This is a genomic window from Streptomyces hypolithicus (genome assembly GCF_052934925.1).
In genome coordinates, this window is sequence record NZ_CM128811.1 from 1,481,621 (window position 1) to 1,501,252 (window position 19,632).

Annotated in this window: 15 protein-coding genes and 3 pseudogenes; 3 read left to right on the forward strand and 15 right to left on the reverse strand. The window is 70.6% G+C overall.

Annotated elements, in window-relative coordinates; translation table 11 throughout:
• Positions 1-5 precede the first annotated feature (5 nt).
• From ACU6WZ_RS06745 to ACU6WZ_RS06765, 5 genes and pseudogenes are all read right to left on the reverse strand, one after another.
• Positions 6-869: a dihydrodipicolinate synthase family protein gene (locus ACU6WZ_RS06745; RefSeq protein WP_447033899.1), complete on the reverse strand. Its 864-nt coding sequence runs from the start codon at positions 867-869 to the stop codon at positions 6-8.
• Between the two features lie 212 nt (positions 870-1,081).
• A complete protein-coding gene (locus ACU6WZ_RS06750; RefSeq protein ID WP_447032207.1) occupies positions 1,082-2,491 on the reverse strand; it encodes an FAD-dependent oxidoreductase in 1,410 nt (469 codons plus the stop codon).
• Positions 2,472-2,786, reverse strand: a complete 315-nt coding sequence (locus ACU6WZ_RS06755) for a (2Fe-2S)-binding protein (RefSeq protein WP_447032208.1) — start codon at positions 2,784-2,786, stop codon at positions 2,472-2,474. The genes ACU6WZ_RS06750 and ACU6WZ_RS06755 overlap by 20 nt, the downstream gene beginning before the upstream one ends.
• A 218-nt stretch (positions 2,787-3,004) precedes the next feature.
• Complete coding sequence (locus tag ACU6WZ_RS06760; protein ID WP_447032209.1) at positions 3,005-4,165, reverse strand: NAD(P)/FAD-dependent oxidoreductase; 1,161 nt, start codon at positions 4,163-4,165, stop codon at positions 3,005-3,007.
• 71 nt (positions 4,166-4,236) lie between these two features.
• Positions 4,237-4,562 (reverse strand): annotated as a pseudogene (locus ACU6WZ_RS06765) (RidA family protein); the annotation flags it as partial.
• Between the two features lie 138 nt (positions 4,563-4,700).
• Here ACU6WZ_RS06765 and ACU6WZ_RS06770 point away from each other — a divergent pair.
• A complete protein-coding gene (locus tag ACU6WZ_RS06770; protein ID WP_447032210.1) occupies positions 4,701-5,219 on the forward strand; it encodes a transposase in 519 nt (172 codons plus the stop codon).
• Here the strand turns inward: ACU6WZ_RS06770 and ACU6WZ_RS06775 are convergent.
• Positions 5,208-6,230 carry a transposase gene (locus tag ACU6WZ_RS06775; RefSeq protein WP_447032211.1) on the reverse strand — a complete coding sequence of 341 codons (1,023 nt, stop codon included), beginning with the start codon at positions 6,228-6,230 and terminating at the stop codon, positions 5,208-5,210. The genes ACU6WZ_RS06770 and ACU6WZ_RS06775 overlap by 12 nt on opposite strands.
• Positions 6,231-6,461: 231 nt before the next feature.
• Between ACU6WZ_RS06775 and ACU6WZ_RS06780 the strand changes: the two are divergent.
• Positions 6,462-6,671 (forward strand): annotated as a pseudogene (locus tag ACU6WZ_RS06780) (helix-turn-helix domain-containing protein); the annotation flags it as partial.
• A gap of 8 nt (positions 6,672-6,679) precedes the next feature.
• Here ACU6WZ_RS06780 and ACU6WZ_RS06785 read toward each other — a convergent pair.
• The 6 genes from ACU6WZ_RS06785 to ACU6WZ_RS06810 all read right to left on the reverse strand — a co-directional run bounded on the left by ACU6WZ_RS06785 (position 6,680) and on the right by ACU6WZ_RS06810 (position 15,193).
• Complete coding sequence (locus ACU6WZ_RS06785; protein WP_447032212.1) at positions 6,680-9,070, reverse strand: collagenase; 2,391 nt, start codon at positions 9,068-9,070, stop codon at positions 6,680-6,682.
• A gap of 65 nt (positions 9,071-9,135) precedes the next feature.
• The gene (locus ACU6WZ_RS06790) at positions 9,136-10,167 is read right to left on the reverse strand and encodes an ABC transporter ATP-binding protein (protein WP_447032213.1); all 1,032 of its coding nucleotides are present in this window, start codon (positions 10,165-10,167) and stop codon (positions 9,136-9,138) included.
• A 244-nt stretch (positions 10,168-10,411) separates the two neighbouring features.
• On the reverse strand, positions 10,412-11,503 hold the full coding sequence (locus tag ACU6WZ_RS06795) for an ABC transporter ATP-binding protein (RefSeq protein WP_447032214.1): 1,092 nt from the start codon (positions 11,501-11,503) through the stop codon (positions 10,412-10,414).
• On the reverse strand, positions 11,503-12,489 hold the full coding sequence (locus ACU6WZ_RS06800; RefSeq protein WP_447032215.1) for an ABC transporter permease: 987 nt from the start codon (positions 12,487-12,489) through the stop codon (positions 11,503-11,505). Before ACU6WZ_RS06800 ends, ACU6WZ_RS06795 begins: the two co-directional genes overlap by 1 nt.
• Complete coding sequence (locus ACU6WZ_RS06805) at positions 12,486-13,433, reverse strand: ABC transporter permease (RefSeq protein WP_447032216.1); 948 nt, start codon at positions 13,431-13,433, stop codon at positions 12,486-12,488. Before ACU6WZ_RS06805 ends, ACU6WZ_RS06800 begins: the two co-directional genes overlap by 4 nt.
• 14 nt (positions 13,434-13,447) lie before the next feature.
• Entirely contained in the window at positions 13,448-15,193 is a 1,746-nt protein-coding gene (locus ACU6WZ_RS06810; RefSeq protein ID WP_447032217.1) for an ABC transporter substrate-binding protein, read from the reverse strand.
• Between the two features lie 121 nt (positions 15,194-15,314).
• On the opposite strand from ACU6WZ_RS06810, the gene ACU6WZ_RS06815 reads away from it, so the two are divergent.
• Complete coding sequence (locus ACU6WZ_RS06815; RefSeq protein ID WP_447032218.1) at positions 15,315-16,730, forward strand: aminopeptidase P family protein; 1,416 nt, start codon at positions 15,315-15,317, stop codon at positions 16,728-16,730.
• A gap of 13 nt (positions 16,731-16,743) precedes the next feature.
• Here ACU6WZ_RS06815 and ACU6WZ_RS06820 read toward each other — a convergent pair whose 3' ends face one another.
• The 3 genes and pseudogenes from ACU6WZ_RS06820 to ACU6WZ_RS06830 all read right to left on the reverse strand — a co-directional run bounded on the left by ACU6WZ_RS06820 (position 16,744) and on the right by ACU6WZ_RS06830 (position 19,560).
• Positions 16,744-17,124 (reverse strand): helix-turn-helix domain-containing protein, encoded by a 381-nt coding sequence (locus ACU6WZ_RS06820; protein WP_447034343.1) that lies wholly within the window; start codon positions 17,122-17,124, stop codon positions 16,744-16,746.
• A 73-nt stretch (positions 17,125-17,197) separates the two neighbouring features.
• Positions 17,198-17,991, reverse strand: a pseudogene (locus ACU6WZ_RS06825) (ISAzo13 family transposase); the annotation flags it as partial.
• A gap of 117 nt (positions 17,992-18,108) precedes the next feature.
• Positions 18,109-19,560 carry an IS4 family transposase gene (locus tag ACU6WZ_RS06830; RefSeq protein WP_447031735.1) on the reverse strand — a complete coding sequence of 484 codons (1,452 nt, stop codon included), beginning with the start codon at positions 19,558-19,560 and terminating at the stop codon, positions 18,109-18,111.
• Between the last annotated feature and the right edge of the window lie 72 nt (positions 19,561-19,632).

The window sequence follows — 19,632 nt, forward strand, 5'->3', positions numbered from 1 at the left end:
AAGTTCTAGCCGAGGCCCTCAGCCAGTGCCTTCTCGGTGGCGGAGCGTACCGCCGCCTCGGTCTCCTCCGGCAGGGGGAAGCGCGGCGGGCGGACGGGGCCGCCGGGCCGCCCCGCGATGTCCATGGACAACTTGATGGCCTGCACGAACTCGGTCTTGGAGTCCCAGCGCAGGAGGGAGTGCAGCGCCTTGTAGAGCGGCCGCGCGGTGTCGAGGTCGCCGGAGACCGCCGACCGGTAGAGGGTGGCGCACGCTTCGGGGAGGGCGTTGGGGTAGCCCGCGATCCAGCCGACCGCGCCCGCGACGGCGAGCTCCAGCAGGACGTCGTCGGCGCCGATGAGGAGGTCGAGACCGGGGGCGAGCTCGGCGATCTCGTAGGCCCGGCGGACATCGCCGCTGAACTCCTTGACGGCCACGATGCTGCCGTCGTGGTGGAGCTGCGCGAGGAGCGACGGGACGAGGTCGACCTTGGTGTCGAAGGGATTGTTGTACGCCACGACGGGCATCCCGACCTGGGCGACGTCCGCGTAGTGCGCGCGGACCGCCGCGTGATCGGCACGGAAGGCGTTCGGTGGCAGCAGGAGGACGGAGCCCGCGCCCGCGTCGGCCGCCTGCTCGGTCCAGCGGCGGGCCTCGGCGCTTCCGTACGCGGCGACGCCGGGCATGACGCGGGCGCCGTCGCCCGCCGCCTCGACGGCGGTGCGCACAACGCGGGCGCGCTCGTCGTCGGTGAGGGTCTGGTACTCACCCAGGGACCCGTTGGGTACGACGCCGTCGCAGCCCGAGTCGATGAGCCAGCGGACGTGCTCGCCGTAGGCGTCGTAGTCCACCGAGAGGTCGTCGCGCAGGGGCAGGGTGGTGGCGACCATGATGCCGTGCCATGGCTGGTCGCGGGGCGGGGTGATGGGGGTCACGGTGGATCTCCTTGAGTGAGGTGTGACATTTTACTAGGGGTCGTGCGGGCCCCACAAGGGGTGAGGCTGGGGAACTAGCCCGTCCGGCGGTTGAGGACCGGGGTCCGGGGCGGAGCCCCAGTTACGGGAAGGGGCGGGGTGGGGGAATGCCCCCACAGGGCCACGGCCTAGCCGCCGAGCTCGGACAACGTGGACAGCGGGACCGGGCAGGACAGCGGGCGGCGGTCCGCCGCCGTTACGCCACCCGCCAGGCAGTCCACGGCGGGCCCGCACATCCGCCCCTGACACCACCCCATCCCGGCCCGGGTGAGCAGCTTCACGGACCGCGCATCACCCGCACCTAGCTCGTCGACCGCCTCCTGGATCCGCCCGACGGCGACCTCTTCGCAACGGCACACATCCGTGTCGTCCCGCAGCCACCCGGGCCAGCCGGGCCCCGGCCGGTGCGCGGCTCCCATGAGGTCGGCGAAGGCCCGCAGCCGAGTGCGGGCGCGGCGAAGCGCCACCACCCGGCGGCTGCGGTTGCAGCGGAAGTCGCCGAGCAGCGCGGCGGCGGCCGCGTTGGCCGCCAGCTCGCCCTCGATCATCGCGAGTTGCGCCCCGCCGATTCCGGCGGCCTCACCGGCCGCCCAGACGCCGGGCACCGACGACCGCTGGAAAGCGTCCAGTTCGAGTGCGTAGGTGCCGTCGGAGGTGCGCCGGGTGGCGCAGCCCAGACCGGTGGCGAGCTCCAGTTGCGGTACGAGGCCATGGCCCACGGCGAGCGCGTCGCAGGCGATGCGGCGTTCCGTTCCCGGCAGCGGGCGCCAGTCGTGGTCCAGGCGCGCGACGGTGACGGCGTCGACACGGTCGGTGCCGTGCGCCTCCACGACGGCGCTGCGCAGGTGGGACCGTACGCCGTGCCGCAGCAGGGCCGTGCCGTGGACCGCGCCTTCGGCCAGCTTGCCGGGGTTGGCGGCCAGCGCTTTGGGGGCGCGGGCGTAGGCCACGTATCCGGCGGCCTCGACGACGGCGGGGACCTTGGCGCCCGCCGCGGCCAGCGAGGCGGCGACGGCCAGCAGCAGGGGGCCGCTGCCCGCGACGACGATGCGTTGCCCCGGCAGGACGAGCCCGGACTTCAGCATCGCCTGGGCGCCGCCCGCGCCGACTACGCCGGGCAGCGTCCAGCCGGGGAACGGCAGTTGGCGTTCAAAGGAGCCGGTGGCCAGGAGCAGCGCGCGGGCCCGGACGACGGCGCGTCCCTGCCCGTCGGGGCCGGTGGCGGCGTGCAGCGTCCACATCTCGCCGGTCCGGCCGACGGTCCACACGTGGTGCTCGGCGAGATGGTCGGCCCGCCCTGTGCGCCCGTGCGCCCGGAGCCGTTCGGCGAGTCCGGCGAAGGCCGCCCAGTCGTGGTGCAGTGCCTCAGGGCGGGCGGCGCCGAGCTCCGGTGCGGGGTGCCGGTAGTACTGCCCGCCAGGAGCCGCACCCGCGTCGAGTACGGCGACGCTCAGCCCGAGATCGGCGGCGGCGACCGCTCCGGCGAGCCCGGCCGGCCCCGCCCCGACCACGGCGAGGTCATACAGCGAGTTCGGCACGGCCGTCGCCCTCCTGGGTGGTGACGCGGTCGCCCGGACGGGCCGGGACGAGGCAGGCGCGCTGGTTGGGGCGGCCGTTGACGGTGGCGAGGCAGTCGTAGCAGGACCCGATGCCGCAGAACGCTCCGCGCGGGCGGCCGTTGACCCGGGTGGTCCGCCAGGCGAGGATGCCCGCCGCCCAGAGCACGGCGGCGATGCTCTGGCCGGGCAGCGCGGGGAGGACGCGGTCGTCCATCGTGATCTCGAACGACGGCTCGGGCACGGCTCTGACCAGATCGGCTGGGGTACGCGGCACGGCAGGCTCCTCTCGGGGTGGATGTTCGGTTGCCCTGCGGGGCTATCCCCCGCCCTCCCCCAGCTACCGCTGGGAGGTGCCCCCTCCTTCCCGTAACCAGGGGCTCTGCCTCTGGACCCCGGTCCGCAGTTTCAGCCTGTCCGGCGTTTGAGGACAAGGGGGGTCTGGGGGCTCGCCCCCAGTTTCAGGAAGGGGCAGGGTGGGGGAAAGAACCCGCGTCAGCCGTCAGGACCGAACCGGTCGGGCCGGAACGGCGCGAGGTCGAGTTCGGGCGGCTCCCCCCGAATCGCAGCGGCCAGCAACAGCCCGGTCGCCGGAGCCAGCCCGATCCCCGCCCCTTCGTGACCGCACGCATGAAAGAACCCAGGGACCCGGGCGTCGGCCCCGATCGCGGGCAAGTGGTCCGGCAGGTAAGGCCGGAAGCCGTGATAGGCCCGCATCACGCGGACATCCGCGAGCATCGGGAAGAGCGCCGCAGCCTGCGCGGCGAGCCTGCTCAGCGCGTCGGTCGACAGCGTGCGGTCGAAGCCGACCCGCTCCCGACTGGCGCCGATAAGCACCGGCCCCGAGGGCGTGCCCTCGACGACGGCGGAAGTCTGGAGCGCGGCCGAGCCGCTGGCGACATCGGCGACGTAGTCGGCGGCGTAGACCTTGTGCCGGACCACGCGCGGCAGCGGTTCGGTGACCAGGACAAAGCCCCGGCGGGGCAGCACCGGCAGGCCCACCCCCGCGAGGCCCGCCAGCTGCCCTCCCCAGGTACCGGCCGCGTTGACCACGGCCGGGGCCAGCAGTGACTCGCCGCGAGCCGTGCGCACACCGCGCACCGCGCCGTCCGGGCCGATGAGTACGGCGGTGACCTCCTCGCCGAGACGCACCTGGGCGCCGTCACGGCGGGCGGCCCGCAGCAGATGCGCCGCTGCCAGAGCGGGTTGCACCTGGGCGTCCTGGGAGTATTGGAAGGCGCCCGCGAGGCCGGGCGCCAAGTGCGGCTCGAAGTCGTGCAACCGGTCCGCGGGGACCTCCCGCACCGTCACGCCCGCCGCCGCCTGCTTCGCGGCGAACGCCGCGAGCGCGCCCAGGCGGGCCTCGTCCGATGCGACGACGAGGCCGCCCTTGGGCTCGAACTCGATCTCCTGCGGGAGTTCACCGGAGAGCTCGCGCCAGAGTCGGGTGGACAGCAGCGCGAGGTCGAGCTCGGGGCCGGGCTCCTTGTCGGAGACCAGGAGATTGCCCTCTCCGGCGCCGGTGGTGCCGCCCGCGACGGGGCCGCGGTCGACGACGGCGACGGACAGTCCGGACCGGGTGGCGTAGTAGGCGCAGGCCGCGCCGACCACTCCGGACCCGACGATGACGGCATCCAGGGGGTGTCTCGTGGGCACGTCAGTAATATGTCACATTGCTTTTACGTTGCCAAGAGAAGCGGAAGCACCGCCTTCACGACAGCACCACCTCACGACAGCACCGCGATGCAGTCCAGCTCCACCAGCGCTCCTCGTCCCACAGCCGCACCACCCCCACCACCGCCATCGCCATCGCCATCGCCGGATACTCCCGCCCCGCCAGCTCCCGCCAGATTCCGCCGAGCTCGGGCGCGTGATCCCGGTACGCGGCGACGTCGGTGGTGTGCACGGTGATCCTGGCCAGGTCGGCGGGGCGTCCGCCGCAGGCGGCCAGCGCCCGTAGGAGGTTGCCCAGCGACCGCCGGAACTGCTCGGGGAGCGTGTCCCCGACGACCTTCCCGCCCTGGTCGAGCGCGGTCTGCCCGGCCAGGAACTGCCAGGTGGCAGTGTTCGCGGCGTATGCGACCGAGCGGGGGCGGGCCCTGATCGACCGTGAGTTGTACCTCGGCAAACACTGGGCCGGTGATACCGGACGCTGCGAGGCCGCCGGGGTGCCGCCGGGCGCCGCCGGTCCGTGGTCACCAAGCCCGAACTGGGCCGGCGCATGGTCGAGCGGGCGTTCCGGGCGAAGGTGCCGTTCGGGTGGGTGGCCGCCGACAGCGTCTACGGCGAGGACCGTAAACTCCGGGCCGCCCTGGAGCGCCGGGGCAAGGGTTACGTGATGGCGGTCGGCGTCGATGAGACCGTGTCGGTTCCCGGCATGGGGTCGATGCGGGTCGATCTGCTGGTTCCCCGGCTGCCGCTGGTCTTCGAGCGCCGCTCGTGCGGCCACGGGAGCAAGGGCGAGCGGTACTACGACTGGGCGCTGGCCGAGGCCTCCTGGCCCTCGGACGCCGGAGCGCCCCGCCAGGGGTGGACGTACCTGCTCCTGGTCCGCCGGTCGATCAACGATCCGGGCAGGCTCGCCTACTTCGCCGCATACGCCCGGACCTCCACCACGCTCACCACGTTGGTGCGGGTCGCGGGCTTGCGGTGGTCGGTGGAAGATTGTTTTGAGACCGCGAAATCAACACCGTTGCGTTTACGTCCGTGAGCGGTTCGAGAGTCCGTGTTCGAAGAACGTGACGGTGGTGGACGGTGTAGTTCTGACTGGTCGTGGGGTGTTGTCCGGCGTTCGGTCCGTACTGGTGGGGTTCTTGCGGGTGCGAGCCTTGACGCGGTGTCGGTGGCGGGCGGGGTGCAGGGCGTCGAGGACGGCCCGGCCGATGGTGCCGACGAGCTCGGCGGGTCCCGCCGGGGGCAGGATTGCGGTCGCGGTCGCGGTGGTGACGGTGTCGGCGGCGGTGGTCCGCAGGACGGTGAAGCTGATGCGGTTGCGGCGCCCGGTCTTCGAGGTGGTGCACTGCTTCTGGAAGGGGCAGTCGCGGCAGGTCAGAACACTGAAGGTGATGACGATGGCGTCGGTGCCGTGCTGTTTCACCGGGTTCCAGTGGGAACTGGTCTTCCCGGCGGGGCAGCGGACCTGGCGGGTCTTCCAGTTGATGGTGAAGGCGTTCTTGTCGAAGCCCTCGGCGGCCTTGGCCTGCGCGGAGCGGTCCAGGAGAACGGGGGTCACCATGCGGATGCCCTGCTTCAGGGCCTTGGTGATCAGGTCGGCCGACGGGAAACCGGAGTCGAGGCAGTGCTCGGCGGGCTTCACATCGCGCTCGGCGAGGTTCTTCTGGATCGGCGCGGTCGCCTTCACGTCGGGCACGGTCGCGTCGGTGGTGTACACGTCGGTGATCAGATTCGGCATCACCCCTGCCCCTTCTACGGCGTCGACGCTGGGGAGTGTGGTGCAGGTCTCCGTGAGGTGGATCTTGTATCCCATCCAGAACAGGTCATCGCCCTTGGCCGCCCACCGTGCGTCACGGTCGTAGGGGGAGACCAGGCGGAGTTGACCGGGCGGGACACCGTCGTCGGCGTCCCGCTTCCTGATCACCTGCCGTCCCCGCGTGTCGCTGCGGATGATGTAGGTCTGCACGAGGACCTGCCGCAGCAGGTGCACGGCCTCGATCTCCCGGATCCAGCCCGGGGCGTCCTCGGCCCAGACCGCCCGGCACAAGGCGAGGGCATCTGCCCGAAGACCTGGGCGAGACGGTCACGTCTGGTCTGCGAGGGCGGCATGCGCCAGCCGTCGACCCGCGGCCCGTACCGCTCGGCGAACTCAGTGACGTTGATCTGCCCGGCCAGCCAGACTGGACAGCACGCTGGCGTCGAATCCGGTGTCCGTCAGCTCCGCACCGAGCGCGTACTTCCAGTTGATCGCCCGCACCGCCATCGCCGCGGGCTGCCGCCGCGCGCGTATCTGACGGGCCGCCGCGTCAACGCGGCGCGGCGCCGCCTGCTGGCGGGGCAGCGGCCCGGGGACGCGGCCGTCGCATCGGGCTTCTACGACCAGTCGCACCTCACCCGGCACTTCGTGAAGCATGTGGGGACCACCCCGGGGCGCTACGTGCGGAAGCGCCCGGCCCCCGTGGTGAGCGGGGACCGGGCGCCGGATTGAGCCCATGGTCAGCGGCGCAGCGGGCCCTCACAGACGTAGTCGGAGGAGCCCGCCTGGCCGTTGGACCAGATGTCGACGGGGCTGAAGGAGCAGTTCATGTCCGCGAGGTTGTTACCGGCCGTGGCCGAGCGGTCGAGGATGAAGTAGTCGACGGTCTCGGACATGTCTTTGAAGACCTTGTCGGAGTTGTTGGAGTCGGTGAGGGTGGCCGTGATGCGGCCGGTGCAGGTGAAGCGGACCTTGTTGTTCCAGTCGGCGTTGTCGTTGCAGACCGGGGTGTAGGCGGTCGCGCTGGTGAACGCGCTCTTGACCTCGTCGGCGGTGGCGAACTTCAGGCTGCCGTTCGGGGTGAAGGTCGTGTTGGGGATGTAGAGGGAGTCGACCTTGGCGATCTGCGCGTCCAGGAAGGTGTCGTACTGCGCCTGGAAGGCGGTGTCCGCGCCGAGGCGGTTGCGCCAGGCGTCGAAGCCCGCCGGGTCGTTGGCGCGCAGGAAGCCGTACATGGTGCGCAGCTCGGAGGGGTGCTCGGCCCACAGGAACTCGAAGAACGTGCCCGCGTAGGAGTAGAAGCGGAAGCCGTCGCGGTCGTACTCGGCGTGCAGCAGCTCCTGGACGGACATGCGCGGGCCGCCGCCTGCCGTGTCGTTGATGATGCTGCGGACCAGCGACTTTCGCACGGCGATGCCGTTGTCGCGGGTGGCGCCGTCGAAGAACTCGGCGGTGCCCTCGTCCATGGCGGTGGTGCGGTCGTCGCGGTACCAGTCGCCCTGGCCGAAGGTGCCGGGGACGGCGAAGCGGCCGTTGAGGTAGTGGGTGTACTCGTGGCGGAAGAGCTCCTCGAGGGTGAGGGTCGACTCCTGCGCGGTGCGCTGGTACGTGTAGAAGGTGGCCCCCTTCTCGATGTAGATGCCGCCGTTGTTGGTCGGGTAGCCGGTCAGCAGCGGGTGGTAGACCTCGTAGTCGGAACGGGTCGCGTAAAGGTGGATGTTGAGGGTGGTGTTGGTGTCGCCCGCCAGCGGCTTGTCGCTGCCGATGACGCGGTGGAACTGCGTCTTGACGCGCTTGCTCGCGTAGTAGAGCTGGTCGACGGTCTCGCGCGACAGGGCGGTACGGACCTTGATGGCACCGTTGTCGTAGGTGAAGGTGTTGGTGAAGAGCTGGGCCTCGATCTGGGCCTTGCAGACGTTGAAGCGCTCGCACTCGCCGTAGTAGTTGAGCCAGCCGACGATACTCGCCCACGGGGCAGTGAACTTGCCGAAGTGGGTCTCGGTGAGGGTCAGCACGTCGCCGAGGTCGGTGATGATCGAGGCCTTGATGGCGTCGATCTCGCCGAAGCGGCCGTACTCGCCCATCGCGTCGCGTGCCGCCCAGGCGTTGGGCGTGCCCTTGAGGTGGCTGTACGTGGCGAAGACCCGGAAGGCCTTGCGGTACTCGGCGTCGGCGCCGGCCGCCGCGTGGAAGTCGTCGTCCGTGTTGCCGGGGTAGACGCCCAGGTAGTTGACGGACAGCGCGCCCAGCACGGCGGCGCCCCAGGCCGGGTCGGCGAAGGTGGCGGTGCCAGGGGCCATGGTGGCCAGCACCTTCTGGATCAGGCCGAGGTGGTGCTGGCGCAGGCCGGGGCCGCTGGCCGCGTACAGCGCCTCGCGCAGGGTGTAGCCGTTGGTGGGGGTGTTGCCGAAGGTGCGGGCGGCCTTGCCGAAGGCGGTGACCGCGGCGGTGACGGCGGCGGTCGTCGTCGCGTCGCTGGTGTCGATCTCGTCGCGCGAGTAGTCGTGGTACGCGACGGCGTGGAGGTACGTGAACATCTCGTACAGGTTGGTGGAGTTGGTGCCGCTGTGCTTCGGGGCGAGCTGCGTTATGCGCTTCGCCACGGCCTGGACGTGGGCGTCGGACATGACGGGCGCGAGGCGCGCGTCCCAGGTCCAGAGGATGTTCCTGAGGCAGCCGTCGACGGACACGGCGTAGGTGTCGGCGAGGAAGTTCGCGAACGCGGTGGGTGACAGCCCGGTGATCCCGTCGAGCGTACATGGGACGGTTCCGGCCAGGGCTCTTTGCGAGGGGGCCTGGTTGGTAACGGCCGGGACCTTGGCGCCCGGCTTGACGGACATGTCGCCGGGCACACGGCCGGTGACCAGCAGTCCGCCGCCAGGGGCGGGGGCCTGGGTGGGAGCGGTCTTGCTGGCCTCGGCGAGTCGCTCGACCTCGTCGAACGGGTTGGCCGTGGGCGTGTCCGTGGCACCGGCCCGGGGGCCCGCCTGGAACGTCGCCGGGACCTGCTGGGCGTCGATCCCGGCCGGGGCGGCCGGGGCGGACTGCGCGGCCTGGATCATCGGCAGGGTGAGCGAGGCCGACAGCGCGGCGACGAGCAGACCCTTGCGGACGGTACGGGTGTAAGACACCGAAGAACTCCCTATGGCTATAGGTGGGGTGGAGGTGGTGCGATGGGGTCGTGCGACCGTCGGGTTCAGATGACGGGTGCGGGCTCCGGGAAGTGGCAAGCGGCCTGCCGCAGGCCCGGGCCCGCGATCTGCAGCACCGGAGAGGTGGTGCGGCAGATGTCCTGCGCCTTGGGGCAGCGCGGGTGGAATGTGCAGCCCGACGGCGGGTTGGCCGGGCTGGGCGGGTCGCCGAGCAGCACGATGCGTTCGCGCCTGCGCTCGGCGGCCGGGTCGGGCAACGGGACCGCTGAGAGCAGCGCCCGCGTATAGGGGTGGGCCGGGGCCCCGTAGACCTCGGCCTTGTCGCCGATCTCCACGATCCGGCCGAGGTACATCACCGCGACGCGGTCGCAGACCCGCTTGACCACCGACAGGTCGTGGGCGATGAAGAGGTAGGCGAGGCCGAGTTCGTTCTGGAGGCGTTCCATCAGGTTGACGATCTGGGCCTGGATGGAGACGTCGAGGGCGGAGACCGGTTCGTCGGCGATGACCAGGCGCGGTCCGGTGGACAGCGAGCGGGCGATGCCGATGCGCTGGGCCTGGCCGCCGGAGAACTCGTGCGGGTAGCGGTCGAGGTGCTCGGGGATGAGGCCGACCAGCTCCATCAGCTCGGCGGCGCGCCTGCGGGCGTCCGCCACGCTGGTGCCCTGCACGAGCATCGGGTCGGAGATGATGCGGGCGACCGTCTGCCGAGGGTTGAGGGAGGAGTACGGGTCCTGGAACACCATCTGTATGTGGCGTCGTACCGGGCGCAGGCCGCGCGCGGGGAGGTGGCTGATGTCCTGGCCGTCGAAGGTGACGGACCCGGAGGTCGGCTCCAGCAGCCGGACCACGGCGCGGCCGGTGGTCGACTTCCCGCAGCCCGACTCCCCCACCAGGCCCAGCGTCTCCCCCGCCGCGATGTCGAAGCTGACCCCGTCCACGGCCCGTACCGGCGATCCGGCCCGTCCGGTACGGGTGCGGCGGCCGGGGAAGGTCTTGACCAGGTCGCGGACGGAGAGCAGCGGTGTCGCCTCAGGCGAGGGCCGGTCGATGGTCAGTGTTTCGGGGGTGGTCATCGCGCTCCTCCCTGGATGAGGCCGACGGGTGTCCCGGGCCGCGGGCGGGTGTCGTGCGGCGGGCGGGTGCCGGACCGCGGGCCAGTGCCGGACCGCACGCCGCTGCCGGACCGCGGGCCGCGCTGTGTCCTCGGTCGCCCTCGGCTGTCGCTGGGCGGCGGTCCCGGGACGGCGACGGGCGGCAGCTGGGCGGATGCGGGCGGCGTGCCGTGTCCGAGAGCGCGCGCCGCCGCGCCGAGGGCGGTCATCGCGGGCCTCCCGGGGTTGAGTCGACGGCTGCCGTCCCGACCGGGTGGTGGTCCCCCGGCGCTCCGCGCAACGGAAGGTGGCACGCCACCAGACGGCCGCCCGGGGCGCTGCCCTGGTCGCCGCCCGGGCCGGAGGCCAGGCCGTCGAAGGCGGGGCGCTGGTCCGTGCAGCGGGCGCGTTCGGCGGCGGTACCGGCGGCGGCCCGCGCGCAGCGCGGTGCGTACGCGCAGCCCGGCGCCGGGACGAGCAGCGACGGCGGGCTTCCAGGGATGGCCCGCAGCGGGGCGTCGTCCGCGTCGTCGAGGCGGGGCAGCGAGTCGAGCAGGCCGCGGGTGTAGGGGTGGGCGGGGCTGGTGAACAGCTCGTCCACGGGGGCCTGTTCGGCGGCCCGGCCGCCGTACATGACCAGCACCTCGTGGGCGACGCGGGCGACGACGCCCAGGTCGTGGGTAATCATGACGACGCCGAGGCCGCGGTCGGCCTGGATGCGGGCGATGAGTTCGAGGATCTGCGCCTGGACGGTGACGTCCAGGGCCGTGGTGGGTTCGTCGGCGATGAGCAGGTCGGGCTCGCAGGCCAGCGCCATGGCGATCATGACGCGCTGGCGCATGCCGCCGGAGAACTGGTGCGGGTAGTCGGTGACGCGCCGGGCGGGTTCGGGGATGCCGACCTCGCCGAGCATCTCGACGGCCCGGCGGCGGCCGACCGCGCGGCTCGCCTTGAAGTGCACGCGGTAGTGCTCGGCTATCTGCTCGCCGACGGTGTAGTAGGGGTGGAGGCTGGACAGCGGGTCCTGGAAGATCATCGCCATCTTCTGGCCGCGTAGCCGGTTCAGTTCCTTGTCCGGCAGGGCGGCGAGTTCCCGGCCGTCGAGGGATATCGACCCTGCGACGGCCGCGTCCCGGTGCAGGCCCATGACGGCCAGCGAGGTGACGGACTTGCCGGAGCCGGATTCGCCGACGATGCCCAGCGTGCGGCCCGCCTCGACGGTGAAGCCGATGCCGTCGACGGCCCGGACGGGGCCGGCGGGAGTGGTGAACGTGACCTGGAGGTCACGGACTTCGAGCAGGGGGTGCCGCTCGGCCATCAGTACCTCACTCTCGGATCGACGAAGGCGTAGAGCAGGTCGACGATCAGATTCGCGGCGACGATGAAGAAGGCGGCCAGCAGTGTGACGCCGAGGATGACCGGCTGGTCGGAGCGGACCAGGCCGTCGTAGAACAGCCGTCCCACGCCGGGGAGTCCGAAGATCGACTCGGTGATGACGGCTCCGGCGAGCAGGCCGCCGAGGTCCATGCCGAAGATGGTGAGGATGGGAGTCATCCCGGAGCGCAGCCCGTGCTTGACGACGACGGTGCGTTCCGGCATTCCCTTGGCGCGGGCGGTGCGGATGTACGGCTCGGCCATCGCCTCGATCATCGAACTGCGGCTCTGCCGGGCGTACATGGCGGCGTAGAGCAGGGCGAGCGCCACCCAGGGGAGGAGCAGGTTGGACGCCCAGCCGAGCGGGTCGGCGGTGAGGTCCACGTAGGAGGGGTACGGGAGCAGGCCCGCGATGCGGATGACGCCGTAGATGAGCAGCACCGAGGTGAAGTAGACCGGCAGCGAGGCGGCCGCGACCGCGCCGACCATCAGGGAGCGGTCGGTGAGGCTGTCCTTCTTCAGGGCGGCGGTGACGCCCGCGCCCAGGCCCAGCACCAGCCACAGGGCGGCGGCGCCGACGGCGAGGGAGGCGGAGACCGGGAGCCGGTCCATCAGGAGCTCCCAGACGGGCAGGGAGTTCTCGTACGAGTAGCCGAGGCAGGGGAAGCCGCACTGCAGCGCGTGCGGGCCCTCGCCGAGGGTGCGGCCGGCGAAGATGCCGGTGAGGAAGTCGCCGAACTGCCGCCAGATCGGCTGGTCGAGGCCCATATGCTGGCGGACCAGTTCGAGCCGTTCCGCGCTGCAGGTCTTGCCGCAGGCGGCCGCGGCCGGGTCGGCGGGCAGCACGTAGAAGATGGTGAAGGTGATGGCGGCGATGGCCAGGAGTACGCCGAGTACGCCGAGGAGACGGCGGGCCAGGTAGAGGATCACGTGCGGCCTCCCCGGGGGTCGAGGATGTCGCGCAGGGCGTCGCCGAGCAGGGTGAAGGCGAGCACGGCGAGGAAGAGGAAGACGCTGGGGATGATGAAGTACATCGGGTCTGTCTCGTAGAAGGCGACGCTCTCGGCGATCATCTGGCCCCACGAGGGGGTCGGTGGCCGGACGCCGACGCCCAGGTAGCTGAGGGCGGCTTCGGTGCTGATCATGCCGGGGATGAGCAGGGTGGTGTACGCGATGACGGGACCGGCGACGTTGGGCAGGATGTCCTTGGTGAGGATCCGCCAGGAGCCGGAGCCGCCGACCCGCGCGGCCTCGACGTATTCGCGGTGCTTGACCGAGAGCGTCTCGCCGCGCACGACGCGGGCGATGCCGGGCCAGCCGAAGACGCCGATGATGGCGGTCATCAGGAAGATCCGGTTGACGTCCTTGGCCACCGACATCATCGCGATCATGAAGATGAGGGACGGGAAGGACATGGTCAGGTCCATCAGGCGGCTGAGTACCGCGTCGACCCGGCCGCCGAAGTAGCCCGCCGCGATCCCCGCGGCGGTACCGGCGACGACCACCATCGCGGTGGCGCTGAAGGCGATGAGCAGCGAGACCTGCGCGCCGTGCACGACGCGGGCGAACAGGTCGCGCCCGGTGACGGGTTCGACGCCGAGCCAGTGGTCCGTACCGATCCCGCCGAACGAGCCGAGCGGCAGCCCGCCGAGGTACGGGTCGACGGCCGTCTTGTCGAACTCGTCGGGCGACCAGCCGCCGAGCGCGCTGAGCAGCGGCGCGGCGGCGGCCATCACGACGAGCAGGACGACGACGACCAGTCCGAAGCGGGCGGCGGGACGGCGCCGCAACTGGTGGAGTGCGAGCCGCCAGGGGCCCTGGCGGCTCGCCGTCGTGGCCGGTGCGGCCTCGACGGGAGGGAGAAGGGCGGTCATGGTCGTCCGGCCCCTCAGCCCTGGCTCTTGGACGGGTCCTTGAGGCCGATGACGGCGTAGTCGAGCTGTCCCGACCACACCGGGTGGCCGAAGGCTCCGGCGATGTTGGTGCCGACCAGGAGCGGCTTGCGCTCCAGGATCAGCGGTACGGAGGGGGACTTGGCCATAATCTGCGCGTCCAGCTCGATCCACGCCTGGTTGGCCTGGACGGGGTCGGACATCGCGGCGATCTCGTCCATGCGCTTCATCACGGCGTCGTCGCGGAACTGGGCGTAGTTGCCGGAGTTGTCCTTCTCCTTGATGGTGCGCCCGTCGAAGATGAAGGGGAGGAAGGTGGAGCCGGAGGGGTAGTCGGGGCACCAGCCGGCCATAACCATGTCGGGCGCGTTCTTGGTGTCGCCGACGGTGTCGTAGTACGCGGCCGGGTCGACGGTGTTGATGGTGACGTCGACGCCGACCCGCTTCAGGCCCTGCTGGATGGCCTCGGCCTTGGTCTTGTCGCCGGTGGAGACAGTGAAGGCGGCCTTCAATCCGCCGTCCTTGCCGGCCGACTTGAGCAGCTCCTTGGCCTTGTCGACATCGCCCGCCGGGGTGATCTTGAGGGTGTCGGCCTGCTTGGAGCCGGTGAGGGCGGGCGGCAGGTAGGCGGTGGCGATCTCGTTGAGCGCCGGGCCGCCGGACGCGGTGAGCAGCGACTCCTTGTCGACCGCGTACTGCATGGCCTCGCGGACCTTGGGGTCGTCGAACGGCGCCCGGGTGGTGTTGAGGTGCAGCATCTCGGTGCAGCCCTGGGACTCGGCGATCAGGCGCTGCTTGATGTCGGCCTTGGGCAGCACCTTGGGCGCGCTCTCGGGCCGCATGTCGGACCACTGGACGGCGGAGGCGTCGGGGCCCGTGCTGGCGATGATGCGGTCGTCGACCTGGCCGCCCTTGAGGCCCTGGACGAAGACGAACTTGTCCGGGTAGGCCTTGCGTACGGTGTCGCTGGCCGCGTCCCAGTGCTCGTTGCGGACCAGGACGAGCTTCTTGCCGCGGTCGTAGCTGTCGATCTTGTACGGGCCCGAGGAGAACGGTCGCGCGTCGTACTGCGCGCCCTTCTCCTTCGACTGCGGGACCGGCGCGAAGGTGGGCAGGGTGGCCGTGGAGCCGAACTCGGCGACCGCGCGCTTGAGCGTGAAGACGATGGTGAGCTCGTCGGGGGTCTGGATGGAGTCCAGGTGCTTGCCCTCGAGCGGGCCCTTGTAGCCCTCGGTGCCCGCGAGGTACTGGGCCGCGTAGTCGGGGCCGCCGGTGAGGTCGGGGGCGAAGGACCGCTCGACGTTGTACTTGATGTCCTTGGCGGTGATCGGCGTGCCGTCCTCGTACTTCATGCCCTTCTTGAGGGTGAAGGTCCACACCTTGCCGCCCTCGGTGGGCCTGCCCAGGTCGGTGGCGAGGTCGGGGACGATCTCACTGCCGCCCTTGCCCGGCTCGGCCTTGAAGGTGGTGAGGGTGCGGTAGAGGAGGCGGATGCCCAGGTCCATGTTGGGCATGGTCCAGTTGCGCGCCGGGTCGAGGTGGGCGAAGTCCTGGTTGGACAGGACGGTGAGGGTGCCGCCCTTGACCGGCTGGCCGCCGACGGTTTTGCCCGCCTGCTCGGAGATCGGGTTCTTCCCGCTGCTTTTGCCGTCGTTCTTGTCGTCGCCGCCGCAGCCGGAGAGGCCGAGGGTGAGGGACGCCGCCAGGGCGGTGGCGAGGGCGAGTTGGGTGCGCTTGGTCATAAGTAGTCACTCCGCTGAAGAACCGCGCTCTAAGATGTGACCCGTAACATAGTAATGTGAAATTGCACTGACAAGATGTCTGCGTCGCCGTTACCGACCCGTGTCCAAAGGAGCAGTCCAGGTGCCCGAGACCCCCCTTCCCGAGCGCTCTGTCCGACTCAATACGGGAAGTCATGATCTGCCCGTCTCCGCGGAGTTGGATGCCTTCATGGGCACCGGCTGGGCCGCCACCCCGCTGCCCGCCGACAGCCGCGTACCCGGCCACGACCGCACCCCGGCCCGCCGCGCGAAGCTGTCCGCCCGCTTCCCCGGCGAGCGACTCGTCGTCCCCGCCGGACAGCTCATGGTCCGTTCCAACGACTGCGACTACCGCTTCCGCCCGCACAGCGCGTACGCCTGGCTGACCAGCCTCACCGGCGAGGACCAGGTCGGCCACGTCCTCGTCATGGAGCCCGCGGGACCCGCAGGGCACGAGGCCGTCCTCTACCTGCGCCCGCGCTCCCCGCGCACGGGCGGGGAGTTCTACCGCGACCGGCGGTACGGCGAGTTCTGGGTCGGCCGCCGCCCCGACCTCGCCGAGGCCGAGCGGCTGACCGGCATCCGGTGCGAGCACCTGGACGGGTACGACACACTGCCACCCGGCCGCGACCCCTCCAACGACACTGAACTGGCCATCGCGCTCGCGGAGTTGCGTCTAGTGAAGGACGAGTGGGAGGTCGGGCAGCTCCAACTCGCCGTGGACCACACGATCAGCGGCTTCGAGGACGCGGTGCGGGCCCTCCCCCAGGCGCTGAGGCACGCGCGCGGCGAACGCTGGATCGAAGGCGCGTTCAACCTGCGCGCGCGCGCCGAGGGCAACGGCACCGGCTACGACACCATCGTCGCGTCGGGCGCCCACGCCTGCGTACTGCACTGGATACGCAACGATGGCGCGCTGGACCCGTCCCAGCTGCTGCTGCTCGACGCGGGTGTGGAGACCGACACCCTCTACACCGCCGACATCACCCGCACCCTGCCGCTGTCCGGCCGCTTCTCCCCCGTCCAGCGCCAGTTGTACGAGCTGGTCCTCGCCGCACAGGACGCGGGCATCGCGGCGCTCAAGCCGGGCGCGAGCTTCCGCGACTTCCACCGCGCGGGCATGCGGGTGATCGCCGAGGGCCTCGCCGACCTGGGCGTACTGAAGGACGCGGAGGGTGACTTCCACCGCCGCTACACGCTGTGCAGCAGCGGCCACATGCTCGGCCTGGACGTCCACGACTGCGCGAAGGCCCGCGCGGAGACGTACCTCGACGCCGCCCTGGAAGAGGGCCAGGTCCTCACCGTCGAACCGGGCCTCTACCTCCAGCCCGACGACGAGACGCTCCCCGTCGAGCTACGCGGCATCGGCATCCGCATTGAGGACGACCTGGTCATCACGTCCGACGGCGCGCGCTTGATGTCAGGCGCGCTGCCGCGTGACGTGGACGCCATCGAGACGTGGATGGGCGAGCTGCTCGCGCAGGACGGGGGCAGGCAAGCGCCGGACGGCTGTTCTTAGGGCTCGCAGAGAATCAACATGCGGATTTGGTCTTCGCCGAGGGCTGGCTGCCGTACTTGTCGAGGTGGGCGACCACATCCGTCGGGGTGCGGAGCCTGACGGTTGAGGGCGGGATAGCGTGGTCGGCCAGGAGGGGCCGGACTTCTTGGACGGCCCGGGTGAGCGTGCTGCCGGTGACGCCGAAGAGCCGGGCGAGCAGGTCATGGGTACCGATCTCGCGGTGGCAGAGGACGGTGGCCAGGATCCGGTCCGTATCGGAGAGCTTGTCCTTGGCGCCCGCGCCTCGCGCGCGGAGTCGCTCACCGCCCCGGCGTTCGTGGCGAATCCGCGCGCGCCGGTGTGACAGCACCGGGATCAACGAGTCGGCTAGAGTGTCCAGTTGCTCGATAGTCATGCCGCTGCTCGGCGGCGATCGCGGCGACAGCTTCCGGTTCCGCCTCACGGTCGGGGGCCGGCTGGGATCGGCCAGGGTGGAGCGTGTAGTTCCAGTCGCCGTGGAAGCGGTGCCGGTTCATCGCCAGCGCGTCGATCTCGCGGTCGGTGACCTTCACGCCAGTGTCGTAGGTGCCCGGGTCGAGTTCGGCATGGACTTCAGTCCGTTGCGGGTGGTGGTGGTCGCGATGCTGTTCACGATGACTTCGTGGCTGGTGAGCGGCCTGCCGCGCCAGTTCATGCTGATGTGGGAGAACAGCCGGTGCTCGACCTTGTTCCATTTCGATGTCCCCGGCGGCAGGTGACACACGGTGATCGATAATCCGGTTTCGGTGGCCAGGGCGGCGAGTTCGCTCTTCCAGGTGCGGGTGCGGTAGCCGTTGGAGCCGCCCGCGTCGGCGGTGATCAGCAGACGGGTGGCGCGCGGGTAGCCGTGCTGGCCGCGGGCTTGCCACCACCGGCGGATCGAGGCGACTGCGAATGCGGCGGTGTCATGGTCGGTGCCGACGCTGACCCAGCCGGTGTTCGCGGCGACATCGTAGATCCCGTACGGGATCGCCTTGCCCGGCCCCTGCCGATCCAGGAAGTCGTGCGTCTTGACCATCACAGGCTCACCCCTGGGCCGCCACTGGCGTCCGGCGTTCTTGCAGTCGCCGACCAGTTCCTCCTTCTCGGTGTCCACGCTGATCACCGGGCCCTCGGCACCCATGTGGTCCTTGGCCTGCCCGTTGATGTAGCGGAACTGGGAGCCCCGGTCGCGGTGCTGTGCGCCTTCGATGGTCTTGGCGTTGGCCTGCAGACTGAGAGTGCGGTACGCGACCTTATGCCCGGCTTGTCATCACTCGATGGGGTGACGTTGGGGCATCGTGGCCGGTCAAGCGTTCGGGATTCGTTTGGGTGGCGGGATGGGTGATCGCAAGCCGTACTCGAGTGCAACACCAGTGCGTTAAGCCTGTGACCTGCGGTGCAACCTGTCCAAGGAGGGACGTCGGGACCGGGAGGCGAGTCCGTTCTCCATGTACGTGATCTCTGTGTGAACGGTGTAGTGCCGGGCGCTCTGGGGGTGTTTGCCGGCGTTGGGGCCGTATTTGCTGGTCGAGTTCTTGATGCTGCGCGCCTTGACGCGGTGGCGCCGACGGGCGGGCCAGAGGGCGGCCAGGACGGCGGTGCCGATCGTGCCGACCAGGTCGATGTTCCCGGTGGTGATGCCGTGTCCGGTGATCACGGTGTCGGCGGCGGTCTGGAGCAGGATGGTGAAGCTGAGGCGGTCCATGTCCAGGCCGGGCCGGTGGGTGACGGCGTCGGAGGCGGCTCGGATGAGGGCCTGGTAGGTGGTGAGCAGGGCCCAGACCTCCTGGTCGATGCCGTCGATGCTGTGGGAGCGCAGGACCCGGCCGTCCAGCAGGCTCGCCTTGACCGAGAAATAGGTGGTCTCCACCTGCCACCTTTCGTGGTAGAGATCTACCAACTCGGCGGCGGGGTAGTGCTCGTGGTTCAGCAGGCTGGTGATCAGACGCCACTGTTCACGGCGTACGGTGCCGTCGTCCAGGGTGACGGTGATCCATGCTTCCACCACCCGCACCGTGAGCAACGAGTAGCCCCGGCCGGCCCGGTAGGGGCCGCTCAGCCGGGAGAGGTAGGAACCGTCGGGCAGGCGGCGCACGACGGTGGGGCAGCGCGAAGCACCCGAACGCACCAGGAACTGTGCTCCGGTATCCCGCACGCGTTCCAGCAGGTCACGGGCGTCGAAGCCGGCGTCGGCCAGTAGCAGCGCCGTGTCGTCCAGGACGTGCAACAGCCGGGCGGCATAGGTGGTCTCGCCGTCGCTCTCGGGGCCGAAGGCCGCGGCGAGTAGGGCCCGGGTGCCGCACTCGACGATCACCAGCAGCCGCAGCAGCGGGTAGCCGAACTCCATCTTCTCCCCGGCCCGCTTGGGGTAACGCCAGAGAGTCCGCTCGTCCTCGGGGACGTGCAGGCTGGTGCCGTCGATCGCGACGGTCCGCAGGCCCCGGTAGTACACGCCGGGCCGGCTCTTCTCGCCGACCGGCCCGGCCAGTATCTCGAACAACACCTTCAACGGGCGGGCACCCAGGCGACGTCGGGCCCGTGAGAGCGAGGAGACCGCCGGACGCGTGATGACCGAGGCGGGCAGATGTACGGTCAGCTTGCCCCACACCGCCCGGTAGGAGCAGTCCTCGAACAGTGCCAGCGCGAGCACGAAGTAGACCACCACCCGGGCCGGCAGCAGCCGTATCCGCTTCTCCCGAGCTCCGGTCTCGGTGAGAACGGCGTCCACAAGGTCGAAATCCACGACCTGGCTCAGCTCGCCCAGATGCCCCGGCGCGTGGACCCCCGATGCCATCTCCGCGGACGACGTGATGACAGACTGCTCCTGCAACGGGACTCCCGACGATCTTCGAGCTTGGTCGCAAGACGATCTATCAGGGGTCCCGTTCCTCATTCACACCGG